The organism is Corynebacterium pygosceleis, assembly GCF_016595275.2.
Lineage (GTDB): Bacteria > Actinomycetota > Actinomycetes > Mycobacteriales > Mycobacteriaceae > Corynebacterium > Corynebacterium pygosceleis.
In genome coordinates, this window is sequence record NZ_JAENIQ020000002.1 from 187,789 (window position 1) to 201,870 (window position 14,082).

General features: G+C 68.2%; 11 protein-coding genes. All 11 read right to left on the bottom strand.

Annotated features, from left to right (window positions below):
• Positions 1–27: 27 nt before the first annotated feature.
• Positions 28–1,014 carry a DNA-binding protein WhiA gene (whiA, locus tag JIM94_RS04125; RefSeq protein WP_200254988.1) on the bottom strand — a complete coding sequence of 329 codons (987 nt, stop codon included), beginning with the start codon at positions 1,012–1,014 and terminating at the stop codon, positions 28–30.
• An 80-nt stretch (positions 1,015–1,094) separates the two neighbouring features.
• A complete protein-coding gene (locus tag JIM94_RS04130) occupies positions 1,095–2,114 on the bottom strand; it encodes a gluconeogenesis factor YvcK family protein (RefSeq protein WP_272493927.1) in 1,020 nt (339 codons plus the stop codon).
• Between the two features lie 16 nt (positions 2,115–2,130).
• Positions 2,131–3,045 (bottom strand): RNase adapter RapZ, encoded by a 915-nt coding sequence (gene rapZ / locus JIM94_RS04135; protein WP_200254990.1) that lies wholly within the window; start codon positions 3,043–3,045, stop codon positions 2,131–2,133.
• Positions 3,046–3,106: 61 nt separating this feature from the next.
• On the bottom strand, positions 3,107–5,164 hold the full coding sequence (gene uvrC / locus JIM94_RS04140) for an excinuclease ABC subunit UvrC (protein ID WP_200254992.1): 2,058 nt from the start codon (positions 5,162–5,164) through the stop codon (positions 3,107–3,109).
• A 58-nt stretch (positions 5,165–5,222) separates the two neighbouring features.
• Positions 5,223–5,696, bottom strand: a complete 474-nt coding sequence (locus JIM94_RS04145; protein WP_200255175.1) for a PH domain-containing protein — start codon at positions 5,694–5,696, stop codon at positions 5,223–5,225.
• Between the two features lie 171 nt (positions 5,697–5,867).
• Complete coding sequence (rpe, locus tag JIM94_RS04150; protein ID WP_200254994.1) at positions 5,868–6,527, bottom strand: ribulose-phosphate 3-epimerase; 660 nt, start codon at positions 6,525–6,527, stop codon at positions 5,868–5,870.
• A 42-nt stretch (positions 6,528–6,569) separates the two neighbouring features.
• Positions 6,570–8,153: an RsmB/NOP family class I SAM-dependent RNA methyltransferase gene (locus JIM94_RS04155; protein WP_200254996.1), complete on the bottom strand. Its 1,584-nt coding sequence runs from the start codon at positions 8,151–8,153 to the stop codon at positions 6,570–6,572.
• Entirely contained in the window at positions 8,150–9,094 is a 945-nt protein-coding gene (fmt, locus tag JIM94_RS04160) for a methionyl-tRNA formyltransferase (protein WP_200254998.1), read from the bottom strand. Before fmt ends, JIM94_RS04155 begins: the two co-directional genes overlap by 4 nt.
• Before the next feature lie 106 nt (positions 9,095–9,200).
• The gene (locus tag JIM94_RS04165) at positions 9,201–11,231 is read right to left on the bottom strand and encodes a primosomal protein N' (protein ID WP_200255000.1); all 2,031 of its coding nucleotides are present in this window, start codon (positions 11,229–11,231) and stop codon (positions 9,201–9,203) included.
• A gap of 36 nt (positions 11,232–11,267) precedes the next feature.
• Positions 11,268–12,491 carry a methionine adenosyltransferase gene (gene metK, locus JIM94_RS04170; RefSeq protein ID WP_200255002.1) on the bottom strand — a complete coding sequence of 408 codons (1,224 nt, stop codon included), beginning with the start codon at positions 12,489–12,491 and terminating at the stop codon, positions 11,268–11,270.
• Positions 12,492–12,729: 238 nt separating this feature from the next.
• Positions 12,730–14,016, bottom strand: a complete 1,287-nt coding sequence (gene coaBC / locus JIM94_RS04175; RefSeq protein WP_200255004.1) for a bifunctional phosphopantothenoylcysteine decarboxylase/phosphopantothenate--cysteine ligase CoaBC — start codon at positions 14,014–14,016, stop codon at positions 12,730–12,732.
• Positions 14,017–14,082 lie beyond the last annotated feature (66 nt).

Genomic DNA, 14,082 nt, shown 5'->3' on the forward strand with positions numbered 1-14,082 from the left:
CGCCGCCACGGGCTCCGACGATCCCCGTCAGGACTCCCCGGAGAACAGGTGCTCGGTGACGGCCTCGGAGGTCTTCGGCACACCCAGTTCCACAGCCCTGCGGTCGGCCATGGACAGCAGACGTCGGATCCGACCGGCCACCGCGTCCTTGGTCATCTGGGGATCCGCCAGGCGCCCCAGTTCCTCGAGGGACGCCTGCCGGTGCTGGACCCGCAGTTTCCCCGCTTCCGCGAGATGGTCCGGAACATCCTCACCGAGGATCTCCAGCGCCCTCTCCACCCGGGCGGCCGCCGCGACCGCGGCACGGGCGGAGCGCCGGAGGTTGGCGTCATCGAAATTCGCCAACCGGTTCGTCGATGTCCGGACCTCCCGCCTGGTGCGCTGCTCCTCCCACTCGAGACGGCTGCGTTGAGCACCCATCCGCGTGAGCAGTGCGCCGATCGCCTCACTGTCCCGCACGGTCACCCGGTCGGTGCCACGGGATTCCTTCGTCTTCGCGGTGATACCGAGACGCCGGGCACAACCGACCAACGCCAGGGCCGCCTCCGGACAGGGGCAGACGACCTCGAGGGCCGAGGAGCGTCCCGGCTCGGTGAGCGAACCGTGGGCGAGGAACGCACCCCGCCACGCCGCTTCCGCGTCGGAGACCGTCCCGGAGACGACCCTGGGGGGCAGACCACGGACGAGGTGCCCGGACGGCGAGACCAGTCCGACCCTGCGGACCGTCTCACGGGCCCCGTCCGTGACCGTCACCGTATAGCTCCTGGTACGCCGTGCTCCACCGGCACCGACGGCACGGATGACCGCCCCGTGTCCGTAGAGGTCTCTGACGGAGTCCCTGATGCGCCGGGCGGTGTCCATCGACTCGACGTCCGCCTCGATCACCAGTCGGTCGCCCACGACGTCGATCGTCGCCGAGAAGCGGAGCAGTGACGCGAGCTCCGCGATTCTCGATGCGTCACGTTTGACTGTGACGCGCACCAGCTCTTCCTTGACCCGTGTGGTCAATCTCACGGTGACCGGCTCCCCTCGGTGTGTGTGTATCCGGTGTACTGACGGACCCTCCGTCGGGCCCGAGCCAATGACCGTCGATACTACCGCCGTGGTTCCGCGGACACGTGCCGGGTGTAGACGCGCTGGAGCGCCGACGCCAGTTTCACCGGATCATGACGGTTCACCCAGCCACCGTTCCCGTCATCCGCCCGAACCGGTTCGAAGGTCACGTCCGCCCCGATGGTCGCGGCGGCGCGAGCGAGATAGCGCCGTTCGACCTCGCTGGTGATGGTCGTGGCGTCGATGAGGATGTGGTCGACACGGAGTTCGGGGGCGTGCTGCGTGAGCATGTGGATGTGGCGTTCCGTGGAGAACCCGGCAGTCTCCCCCGGTTCGGCGGTCAGGTTGAGGATCACCACGCGACACGCGTCGGTCTCCGTCAGGGCGCGGGTGATGTCGGGCACGAGGATGTGCGGGATCACCGAGGTGAACCACGAACCCGGACCGAGGGTGACCATGTCCGCCGACAGGATCGCGGCGATCGCGTCGGAACCACCCGGAGGATTCTCGGGGAACAACCGGACCCGACGCACGTTTCCTGTCGTCGACGCCACGGCGACCTGGCCACGGACCGGACGGACCGACATCGGTTCGTCACCGAGTCCGGCGACCTCCGCCTCGATCTCCAGGGGTTGCTCGCACACCGGCAGGACCCGGCCGTGGGACTGGGTCAACGCGGCCACCGCGTCAAGTGCCTGGACCTGACTTCCCAGGACATCGGTCAGCCCGGCGATGAGGAGATTACCGACGGCGTGACCCGCCAGTGCACCGTACCCGCCGAAACGGTGCTGGAGCGTCTCCTCCCACAACCTGCCCTCGTCGGAGTCGCGGGACAACGCCGCGAGAGCCATGCGCAGATCCCCCGGCGGGATCTGGCCGAGTTCCTTCCGGATCCGCCCGGATGAGCCCCCGTCATCGGCGACCGTCACGACGGCCGTGATCCGGTCGATGTCCAGATGACGGCCGGCCCGGAGCGTCTGGAAGAGACCGTGACCGCCGCCCAGACAGGTCAGGCTTCCCGGCATCCGCACCACCGATTCCCCGCCACTGCCGTGCATCATGTCCGCTCCCCCCTTTTCAGCCACGAGAGATGTCACGGTGGTTGACCGAGACATCGAGCCCGTGGATCCCGTCGAGCTGACGCGCTATCTCGGCCGCCACCGCCACCGAACGGTGGTGTCCCCCGGTGCAACCGACTGCGACCGTGATGAAGCTCTTCCCCTCCCTGCGGTAGCCCTCCACCATGGTCGAGAACATGGACACGAAATTGTCGATGAACTCCCGGGCCGCCGGCTGCGCCAGCACGTAGTCACTGACGGGCTTGTCGATGCCCCGGAAGGGGCGGAGATCCGGTTCCCAGTAGGGATTCGGCAGGAAACGCACGTCTACGACGAGATCGGCGTCCGCCGGTGCACCGTTCTTGAATCCGAAGGACTGGACCGTCACGTGCTGACGCATGTTGTCGATCGTCGCGAAGGAACTCTCGATGGCCCGGCGAAGGTCGTGCACCGACAGATCGGAGGTGTTGATCACCACATCCGCACGCTCCTTGATACCGGCGAGCACCTCCCGTTCCCTGGAGATGCCCATGCTCAGGGTGTCCTCCCCCTGCAACGGATGCGTCCGGCGTACGGTGTCGAAACGCCGTATCAGCATGTCGTCCCGCGCATCCATGAACAGGACCGTCGGATTGATTCCCCTGTCCCGGAGTTCATCGAGGACCTGTTGCAGACCCCCGTGAAAATTCCGCGACCTGACATCCGTCACCATGGCGAGTTTGCTCACCGGAGAATCGTCACGACGGCACAGTTCGACGAGTTCCACCATCAGCTCCGCCGGAAGATTCTGCGACACGTACCAGCCCAGGTCCTCGAGGACGCGGGCGGCGGAGCTGAGCCCCGCCCCGGACATACCGGTCACGAGGACCGGAGCACTCTCGATCGAGTGGCCGTTCGAACGTTCGGGAGAAAAATCGGCTCCATCGACTGTCATACCGACACTCTATCGCAGTAATCCCCACCTGTGACCGGATTGACGGTCACGGTCCACCCGGTCAGTTCGGGTGCAGACCCCGGTAGACCGCCTCGGCGAGAGCCGGACCGAATCCCCTGACCTCCGTGATCTCCTCGATGTTCGCGGCTCTCAACTTCTTCACGCTGCCGAAATGACGGACGAGCTCCGCCCGCCGGGCGGCCCCCAGCCCCCTGATCCCGTCGAGTTCACTGACCCGCATCCTCTTGCTCCGCTGCTGGCGGTGATAGGTGACGGCGAACCGGTGCGCCTCATCCCGGATCTGCTGGAGAAGATAGAGCGCCTGGCTGTTTCGCGGGAGAATGACCGGTTCACCGTCCCCCGGAACCCAGATCTCCTCCAGTCTCTTCGCCAGTCCGACAAGCGTCACGTCGGTGACACCCAGTTCATCGAACACCGCCTGTGCGGCGTTGACCTGTGGAAGACCACCGTCGACGATGAACAGGTTCGGCGGGTAGGCGAACCTGCGGGCATCGGTGGAATGCTCCTCCACCCGCTCATCGTCGAACCGGGTGCCGTCGAACTCCTCGGCGTCCGGGACATCGGTGGCGTCCCGGTGGTGCCGCAGGAACCGCCGGCGCGTGATTTCGGCGATGGACGCGACATCGTCACTGTGTCCGTCCCCCGCCGCCTCCCGGATCCGGTAACGGCGGTAGTCGGATTTCCTCGGTAACCCGTCCTCGAACACGACCAGGGAGGCCACGACGTCGGTGCCCGCGATGTGCGAGATGTCGGTGCACTCGATCCGCAGGGGTGCGTCGGACATGAACAACGCCTCCTGGATGTCCCGCAGGGCGGCGGAGCGTGCGGTCAGGTCACCGACACGCTTGAGCTTGTGCTGCTTGAGGGCTTCCCTCGCGTTGCGTTCGACGGTCTCGGCCAGGGCCCGCTTGTCTCCGCGCTGAGGTACCCGCAGATCGACTTTCGCCCCTTTCAGCGCACTGAGCCACGCGGTCGTCTCCTCGGGGTCCTCCGGCAGTTCCTGGACGAGGACCTCCCGGGGGACGGGAGAGATCTGCGACTCCTCCCCGTCGTCGGTGTGGGACAGCTGGTCCACACCGCGGCGCCGGATCCTCTCCGCCTCGGAACGGTCCTCAACGGCACGTTCGGCGGCCTCCCCGTAGAACTGGGTGAGAAAATTCTGGATGATCCGCGGAACCGCGGGGTCACGACCGTCCTCCCCCATCTCGAGTTCGGTGTCCCCGGTCTTCTCCACGACCCAGCCTCGCTGACCACGTATCCGGCCACCCCGGACATGGAAGATCTGCACGGCGGCCTCCAGTTCATCGGTGGCGCAGCACACGACGTCCGCGTCGGTACCGTCCCCGAGGACGACCGCCTGCTTCTCCATCGCCTTCGTGATGGCGCCGAGGTCGTCGCGCAACCGTGCGGCACGTTCGAAGTCCAGGGCCTCCGCGGCGTCGTTCATCTCCCGCTCCAGCCGCCGTGTGACCCGGTCGGTCTGTCCCGACATGAACGAGCAGAATCCGTCGACGATCTCGCGGTGTTCCTCGGGGCTGACCCTGCCGACGCAGGGTGCGGAGCATTTGTCGATGTAGCCGAGGAGACAGGGGCGTCCGAGCTGCCGGTGGCGGTTGAGCACGCCCTTCGAGCAGGTCCGCACGGGAAAGACCCGGATCAGCAGATCGAGTGTCTCCCGGATCGCCCAGGCGTGACTGTACGGGCCGAAGTACCGTACCCCCCTTCTCCGCGGACCCCGGTAGACGAACGCACGGGGAAGCTCCTCACCGACGGTGACCGCCAGCATCGGGTACGTCTTGTCGTCGCGGTACTTGACGTTGAACCGTGGATCGAACCGCTTGATCCAGGTGTACTCGAGCTGCAGCGCCTCGACCTCGCTGGACACCACGGTCCATTCGACGGACGCGGCGGCGAACACCATCTGCCGCGTCCGTGGATGCAGCTGGGTGACATCCTGGAAGTAATTGGACAGCCGTGCCCGGAGGTTCTTCGCCTTCCCCACGTAGACGACCCGGCCGGACTCCTCCCGGAATTTGTAGACCCCCGGATCCGTGGGGACGGTCCCGGGGGCGGGACGGTAACTCGCCGGATCAGCCACGGATGACCGGACCGTCGTTTCTCATGCGCATCCGCATACCTGACAACCCCGGACCGCCCTAGTCCTCGGGCATGTAGGCGTCCTCCAGCCCCCGGAAATCGGCGACGGCCCGGACGACGGCCTCACCATCCGCGGACTGGAACGCCCACATCGGGACGAACTCGAATTCGGGAAGCTCCAGACGGGCCCAGCGGGCACCCTTCGGGAAGGACAGACCGTAGATCACGGACCACGGGTAGAACCTGGTGCCGATGAAGTTCCTGACCTCAACCCCGTCGGCGTTCGCCCGGACCCGGGGCCGCGCGATACCGATGCAGCAGAAGGAGAGGACGAGTCCCACCCCGACGAAGGACCACTGGTCGACGGTCGTCACCGCTGCGCCGGTGTCCCCGACGGCGACCGCGAACGCCATGAAGACGTGGACCGCCATGACGACGATCACCGCGACCACGGCGAGCACCCTCAGACGCCGGGAGGTGACGACGAGCTCCCACGGACGCCCGGTGGTGGTGGGGGTGTCCGCGGCGAGCATACGGTGAATGTCGACGCTGCCGTCCGCAGCTCCACTGGTCTTGCCCTCAGGGTTCACGTGCACTCAATCTCTGTCTCGTCGATCCGGCTGTGTCTCGCCGACCAGTCTAGCCCGCCACCCCGCCACCCCGGCAAAGAGCGTGCCCGACCCCCGTCTCCGCCGGTGGAACCGTCAGGAACGGCGTGCCAACGACCGCAGATGACCGACCTCGGCGTTCGGGTCATCCGCACCGTAGACCGCTGAACCGGCGACGAAGGCGTCGCACCCGGCTTCTGCTGCGGCCGCGATGGTGGAACGGGAGATACCGCCGTCGATCTCCACGGTGCAGTCCAGCCCACGTGCGTCGATCTCGCGGCGCAGCGTGCGTACCTTCTCCAACTGGTCGGGCATGAACGACTGTCCACCGAAACCGGGCTCGACACTCATCACGAGCACCTGGTCGAACTCCTCCAGGATCGGGAGATGGTCCTCGATCGGGGTACCCGGCCGCAGGGAGAACGCCGCACGGGCACCCCTGCTCCGGATGTGGCGGGCCAGAGCCACGGGGTCCTCCGTCGCCTCGACGTGGAAGATCACGGTGTACGCTCCGGCGTCGATGTGGTCGTCCACCCACTTCTCCGGGTTCTCGACCATGAGGTGCACGTCGAGCGGTGTGTCCGTCGCGCGGTGAGCTGCGGCGGTGACCATCGCCCCGAAGGAGAGGTTCGGCACGAAGTGCCCGTCCATGATGTCGACGTGGATCCAGTCCGCGTCAGACACCCGGGAGATCTCCTCCCCGAGACGGGTGAGGTCGGCGGACAGTATTGACGGTGCGATGATCGGCTCTGACATGCACCCATCCTATCGTTCCGGTGTCCGCGGGGCGACAGTGCCTCAGTTGTCCCCGACCCGCAGGACACTGAAGAACATCGCGTCCGTACCGTGCCGGTGCGGCCACATCTGGACGCTCGCGTGTCCGCCGGTGTCCGGCATCCCGCACGCGAATTCGGTCGCGTCCAGTTCCACGACGTCGAGTTCCGACAACGCCCGTTCGACGACACCACGGGTCTCCCGGAGATCGGGTGAACAGGTCGAGTACACGACCACTCCGCCGGGCCGGACCAGCGACACCGCGCTGGTGAGCAACTCGAACTGGAGCTTCGTGAGTTCGGCGATGTCCGCCTCGGATTTACGCCAGCGTGCCTCGGGGCGACGGCGCAGGGCACCGAGCCCGGAGCACGGGGCGTCGACGAGCACCCGGTCGTACCCCGGCTCGAGCCCCGGGTCACGACCGTCGGCCGTCACCACGTTCACCGGCAGCCCGCTGGTCGCGGTGCGCACGAGTTTCGCCCGGTGTTCGGACACCTCCACCGCGTCGAGGCGGGCACCGTCTATCCGGGCGAGGGCACCGATCAGGGCGGCTTTACCGCCGGGGCCCGCACAGAGGTCGAGCCACCGTCCCCGGTCGGTCCCCTCCACGGGAGCCTCGACGACGGCACGGGCGATGATCTGGCTGCCCTCGTCCTGGACCGTCGCCAACCGTTCACGCAGCGGCTCCAGGTCACCGGGGTCACCGGAATCCAGATGGACCGCGTACGGCGAATAGGGACCGGGTTCACCCCCTGTCGCGAGTGCGAGTTCCTCCGCGGTGATCTCTCCGGGCCGGGCGGCGAGGTGGACCTTCGGCCGCTCCGAATCAGCTGCGAGTGCGGCATCGAGATCCCCCTCGCCGAGGACACGGGCGAAGCTCTCCGCGATCCACACGGGGTGGGCGTTGGCGAAGGCGGTGGCCGCCACTCCCCCCGTCGGGGCGAGTTCGTCCATCCACTCGTCCGGGGTCTTCCTGGAGATGGTCCGGAGGACGGCGTTGACGAACCCCTTCGCCCGTTCCTGCCCGATGCCCTCGGTCAAGCGCACACCGGTGTCCACCGCCGCGTGCGGACTGACGCGCATGTTGAGGAGCTGATAGGCCGACAACCGGAGGACGTCGAGAAGCTCCCCGTCGATCGTGTCGAGCGGACGGCTCGACGCAGCGTCGATCACCTCATCGAGGACCCCGAGCTGACGCAGCGTACCGTAGGTCAGCTCGGTGGCGAACGCCGCGTCGCGGTCGGTGATCCCGTGCGTCCGCAGCAGGCCCGGCAGGACGAGATTGGCGTAGGCGTCGTCGGCGCGGACCGCCCGGAGCACGTGAAGGGCCGCGGCACGCGGCTCATCGACACCGGGGGTCAGGGGCCGTACGGAGGTGTTCGGGGAGTTGCGGGCCCCGGGGGAACGGGAGTCGGTCTTCTCTCCGCCACCGGGACGTCCCGACCCGGCCCGGGGACGCCGACCGCCGGACGGTTTCCCGCCGGAACGCCTCCCCGCCTGACCGCCGGACCGCACCGGCTTCTCTCCGCCGCCACCGTCCCGGTTGGCGGGTTCCTTCCGTCCGCCACCGCTCCGTGCACGGAATCCACCGGATCTTTCCAAGCTCATACGAGTACCGTTCCCTCTCCGGGGTGCGCACCGCGCGCCCAGTCCATTGCAGCCATCATCTTCTTTCCGGGCGCCTGCACCTGACGCAGCACCACGGCACCGTCCCCGGTGCCCACCACGACACCGTCCCCGGTGACGCGGAGCGCACCGGGCACACCGGACACCGACGCACCATCCCCGGTGGGCAGGACGGGACCGATCTTCATGCGTTCCCCGTCCAGGGTCGTCCATGCCCCGGGTGCCGGTGTGTGCGCCCTGATCCGTCTGTCGATCACCGCTGATGTCGCGGTCCAGTCGATCCGTGCGTCCTCCTTGGAGATCTTCGGTGCGTGGCTCGGTTCCCCCGACTGCGGCGTCGGGTGCAGGGAACCGTCGGCGATCCCGTCCATCGTGTCGACGAGCAGCCGGGCGCCACTGTGGGCCAGCTTCGTCAGCAGGTCGTCGGCGGTGTCACCGGGGCTGATCGGTTCAGTGACCGTCCTGAAGACCGGCCCGGTGTCCAGGCCCTCCTCGATCCGGAAGGTCGCCGCTCCGGTCTCCCGGTCACCCGCGGCGATGGCGGCCTGCACCGGTGCCGCACCCCGCCAGGCCGGGAGCAGCGAGAAGTGGAGGTTCACCCACCCGTGCGGCGCGGCGCCCAGCAGATCCGCGGTGACGAGGTTTCCGTACGCGACGACGGGTATGCAGTCGGGTGAGAGCTCCGCCAGCCGGGCGCGCAGCTCCCGCCCGTCGGCGGTGTCCGGTTTCAGACTCGTCGGTTTGAGCACCTCGACGCCGTGTGCCGTGGCCGTCTCGGCCACCGGCGACGGGTGCAGGGTGCGTCCCCGTCCACGACGTGCGTCAGGTCTCGTTATCACCGCGAGGACCTCGTGGTCCGAAGCCAGCAGCTTCTCAAGGGCGACGACGGCGGGTTCCGGGGTGCCGGCAAAAACCAGGCGCATAAGCGGGGAACATCCTTACTACGGGAATTGGCACGGTCAACGCACCATCCTACGGCCCTGTCCCGGATCTGTTGAAGTCCGTCACCCCGCCGGCACGGGACGACGGTCAGCCGAGATGCAGTGGATCGATCTGGATTCGCAACGGCAGCTCATCCTTCCGGACCGCTCTGGCGGTCCGTGCGGCCCGCAGCGCCCGACCGAGTGCGCTCCGCGGCCCCGCACCGAGCGGGACCCGGATGAGCATCCGCTGGGGTGGACCGAAACGGGATTCATCGTAGTCCCCGGGCAGCGCGGACCCCGGGGGGAGATCGACGGGGCCGAGAACATCCGCCCCCGGCGGAAGATCCACCAGACCGAGGAAATCATCGAGCGTGGACTGGGGCCCGTCCACCGCCGCCATGTGTACGGCGGGGGGGAGATCGACCTCCCTCCGCTCGGCGAGCTCGGCGGCCGCGGCCGTGGTCGTGTCCCAACGGATGAGCGCCTGAACCACGGGAAGCGCCGGAGCCGCGACGACGATCACCTCCCCACCCCTGTCGTTGGAGGAGACGAGGCTCGCGGCCGCCATCCACTTCGCCAGAGTGTCCTCTGTGGCACGCAGATCAGCCCGACCGAGGAGTGCCCAGGTGTCGAGCAGCAGACAGGCGCCGTAGGCCCCACCGGTGACGGCGGGTTCCGCCCCCGGGGTGGAGACCACGAGTCTCGCCCCCGGGGGAACCGCGTCGAGGACCCGAGATCCACCGGACGTGGAGACCGGCGTCTTCGGGAAGGCCCGCCCCAGTTCCTCGGCCGTCCGTTCGGAGCCCAGGACCACCGCCCGCAGCCTGACCGACCCGCAGGTGCCGCACCGGTGACCGGCAGCGGGTCTACCGCACCATCGGCAGGTCGGGACACCCGGGGTGTCATCACCGGTCGACGGCAGTCCGAGAGGCCCGTTGCAGGAGCGGCACCGTGCCGGAACGCGACACCGCCCGCAGGCGAGCGTCGGTACGTAACCTTTTCTCGGGGTCTGGATCAGCACCGGTTCATCCCGGGCGAGTGCCCGCCGCACCGCATCGAAGGCGACCGCCGGGAGCCTCGCGGACCGCGCCAACGGATCACGTTCCAGGGCTGTGTCGCTGTCGGCGGTGGCCCGGACCCGCGGCATCCGCTGCCGCAGGACCTCCCGGGGAGCGACGAGACCGTGCATCCACCCCTGCTCGACCATCAGTTGGACCTCAGCCGTCCGCGTGTGTCCGCCGATGATCAGCGCGCACCCGCACTGGGCGCTGCGGGTCGTGAGGACCTCGCGGGCGTGGGTGTAGGGCGCACGCGGATCGACCAGGTTGTCGTCGCCGTCGTTCAGGAGCACCACCAGACGCAGATCCCTGACCGGGGCGTAGGCCGCACTCCTGGTTCCGATGACGAGCCGCCCCTGTCCGTGGAGGATCGAGAGGAAGCGCCGGTAACGGGCCTGTGGCCCGAGTGCGGAGTTCAGAACCGTCACCTGGCGCGCGGACACGAGTTCGCGGAGCGCCTCCCCGAGGGCGTCGACGTCACGTTGATCGGGGAGAACGACGAGCACTCCCCCGCCGGTCTGGGCGGTCGCCACCGCGAGACCGGCGACCGCCCGGGCCCAGTCGTCGCCGGGCGCGATCTGCCACGCGGCCCGGGCGGCCCTCCCCGCGAGGACGGCGTCGACGAAGTTCGGGCCGTGGAGGTAGCTGATCCACGGGGAGAGGTCGGGGTCGGTGACGGTGCCCAGTTCATCCCACGGTGTCGAGATGTCGGAGTTCTCCGCCGTCGCGTGACGGGCGGGTACGGCGGAGCGGATGAGATCACTGCGGATCCCGCCGTAGCGGTCGCAGAGCGCCTCGACCAGTGCACGGGTCTGCTCCGGGTACACGACCTCCGGGGAGATCACACGTTCCAGCCATGCCAGGTTCCCCGTGTGGTCGCTGACGGAGGTGCGGGAGAGCACGACGGCGTCGACGAGCCTCCCGGCGAACCGGACCCGGACCCGGACACCCGGCCTGCATCCCTCGTGCTGATCCTCGTCGACGAGGTAGTCGAAGGGGCGGTCGAGATGCGCCAGTCCGAGAAGCGGCAGCACCCTGGCCACCGGCGCACTCGGAGCCGGGGAACGGGGTTTGGACATGCCGGCAATTGTATATCGGCCGCCGCGTCCGCCGGATCAGAGACCTGCCGCGACGCGGAGTTCCTCGACCCTGTTGAGCTGCTCCCAGGGGAGATCCAGGTCGGTTCGGCCGAAGTGCCCGTAGGCGGCCGTGTCGGCGTAGATCGGCCTGAGCAGATCCAGTTCACGGATGATCGCGCCGGGCCGGAGGTCGAAGACCTCCGCGACGGCGGCCTGGATGTCGGAGTCCGTCAGATCACCGTGCCCGGTACCGAAGGTCTCGACGTAGAGTCCGACCGGTTTGGCCCGGCCGATCGCGTAGGCGACCTGGACCTCGGCCCGGTCGGCGAGACCCGCCGCGACGATGTTCTTCGCGACCCATCGCATCGCGTAGGCCCCCGAACGGTCCACCTTGCTCGGGTCCTTGCCGGAGAAGGCGCCACCACCGTGACGGGCCATGCCGCCGTAGGTGTCGACGATGATCTTCCGGCCGGTGAGTCCGGCGTCCCCCATCGGACCACCGACGACGAAGGATCCGGAGGGGTTGATGAGGATGGTCAGGTCGTCGTCGACGAAACCCTCGAGTCCGGCGTCCGCGATGACGTACCCGATCACGTGCGTACGCAACTGCTCCTCGAGCCACGCCTGGGTCACGTCGGGGTCGTGCTGCGTGGAGATCACCACGGTGTCGAGCCGGACCGGGCGGTCGTCGGAGTCATAGGCGAAGGTGACCTGCGTCTTCCCGTCGGGCCGGAGATTCGGGACGATACCCTCCTTGCGGACCTGGGTCAGACGACGGGCCAACCGGTGCGCCGTCGCCGCGGGGAGCGGCATGTACTCGGGGGTCTCGTTTGACGCGTAACCGAACATCAGGCCCTGGTCCCCCGCGCCACTCTGGTTGTCGTCGTCCCCGGTGTCACCGTTGCGTACCTCGTGCGACGTGTCGACACCGGCCCCGATCTCCCGGGACTGTTCCCCGATCGCGACGGTGACACCGCAGGTGGTCCCGTCGAAACCGACCTCCGAGGAGGTGAATCCGATGTCCCGGAGCTTCGTCCTCACGAGCGCCGGGATCTCGACGTAGCCGGAGCACCTGACCTCACCGACGACGTGGACGAGACCTGTGGTGACGACCGTCTCGACCGCGACACGGGAATGCGGATCAACCTTGAGCATCGCGTCGAGGATCGTGTCGGAGATGGCGTCACAGATCTTGTCCGGGTGTCCTTCGGTGACCGATTCGCTGGTGAACAGACGGACAGCGGTGGTGCCTGCAGCCACGGTACCTCCTTCTCAACTCATTGTTTTCCTGGTTCGGCGGGCTCGTGCGGTGTTCCCGGGTACCGGCCGGTTGTTCCCCGGTTGCCCGGGCTGACTGTACGGGGGTGTCGCGGCGGAGCGCACCGTCGGGTCGCCGGATGCGGCGGCACCAGAATCAATATAGACCAAGCTGTCTAAATCTGCAAAGGTGTCCTCACCCTCGCCCCGCCGATCCGCCGCTCCGCCGCGACGTGCCGGGTCACCGGTCCGGGATGAGCCGCACGGCGGAATCGAGGATGGCCGACGCGACGCGGAACTTCGTCCCGTCGTCGACCTCGGTCACGGAGCCGTCCGGGGTGATCAGCCAACCACGGTTGCGCCGACGCCCGAAGACCTTGCCGGACCCGACGTCGTTGCACATCAGCAGATCACACCCCTTCCGCCTGATCTTGCGGAGTGCATGGTCGAGGACGGAACCGGTGTCGTCCCCCGTCTCCGCCGCGAATCCCACGATCACCGTGTCCGCGGAAATGCGCCCCTCGCGTCGAGATGCGGTGAGACCGGCGAGGATGTCCGGATTCTCCGTGAGCTCCACGCCGGTCAACGCCGAGGCACTGTTCTTCTTCAGTTTCGCCGGAGCGGTGGTGGTGGGCCGGTAGTCCGCCACCGCCGCCGCCATGATGATGATGTCCCGGTCGGTCGCCCGTGCGGCCACCTCCCCCTCGAGTTCGCGCGCCGAGGAGATGCGGATGAGCTCGACACCGCACGGGACGGGAAGCTCATCGGTGGCCCCGGCGATCAACGTCACCTCGGCCCCGCGTTGCGCGGCGACCTCCGCCAGCGCGAAGCCCTGCCGTCCGGAACTGCGGTTACCCAGGTAGCGGACCGGATCGATGTTCTCCCGGGTACCGCCGGCGGTGATGAGGACCCGACGGCCGGACAGGTCCTGCGGCAGCTCGCACCCGTCGAGCCGCAGGAGGGACAGGGCGACGATCTGTTCCGGGTCCGGCAGACGTCCGGCCCCGGTGTCGGGGCCGGTCAGCCGACCGTGTGCCGGCTCCAGCACCGTGACGCCCCGGTCACGTAGTGTCGCGACATTCGCACGCGTCGCCGGATGGTTCCACATCTCCGTGTGCATGGCGGGCGCGACGACCACGGGACAGGTGGCCACGAGACAGGTCGCGGTCAGCAGATCGTCCGCTCGCCCGGCGACGAGCCTGGCCATCAGGTCGGCGGTGGCCGGAGCGATCACCACGAGATCGGCCTCCTGCCCCACCCGCACGTGCTGAACCTCCTCGACACGGTCGAAGACACCGGTGGAGACCGGATTGCCGGACAACGCCTCGAAGGTCGCGGCACCGACGAAGTTGAGGGCCGACTCGGTGGGCACCACCCGCACGGAATGACCCTGTTCGGTGAAACCACGCACGACATGGCACGCCTTGTACGCGGCGATACCGCCCGCGACACCGAGCACGATGTTCTGCGGGCGCCGGTCTTCACCGGGTTCGGATTCTACGGTGTCAACGGACGGCGGTGGGGTCACGGGATCCTTCAATCTTCGGTCGGTGGGCGGTGAGGGGCCGGAAAACACGGAACCCCTTCCCCTTCA

Bases quoted from the DNA above. Each gene is read 5' to 3' on its own strand.
- JIM94_RS04130 (WP_272493927.1), bottom strand. From the start codon at position 2,114: ATGATGCACGGCAGTGGCGGGGAATCGGTGGTGCGGATGCCGGGAAGC.
- rapZ (WP_200254990.1), bottom strand. From the start codon at position 3,045: ATGACAGTCGATGGAGCCGATTTTTCTCCCGAACGTTCGAACGGCCAC.
- JIM94_RS04145 (WP_200255175.1), bottom strand. From the start codon at position 5,696: ATGCTCGCCGCGGACACCCCCACCACCACCGGGCGTCCGTGGGAGCTC.
- rpe (WP_200254994.1), bottom strand. From the start codon at position 6,527: ATGTCAGAGCCGATCATCGCACCGTCAATACTGTCCGCCGACCTCACC.
- JIM94_RS04155 (WP_200254996.1), bottom strand. From the start codon at position 8,153: ATGAGCTTGGAAAGATCCGGTGGATTCCGTGCACGGAGCGGTGGCGGA.
- fmt (WP_200254998.1), bottom strand. From the start codon at position 9,094: ATGCGCCTGGTTTTTGCCGGCACCCCGGAACCCGCCGTCGTCGCCCTT.
- JIM94_RS04165 (WP_200255000.1), bottom strand. From the start codon at position 11,231: ATGTCCAAACCCCGTTCCCCGGCTCCGAGTGCGCCGGTGGCCAGGGTG.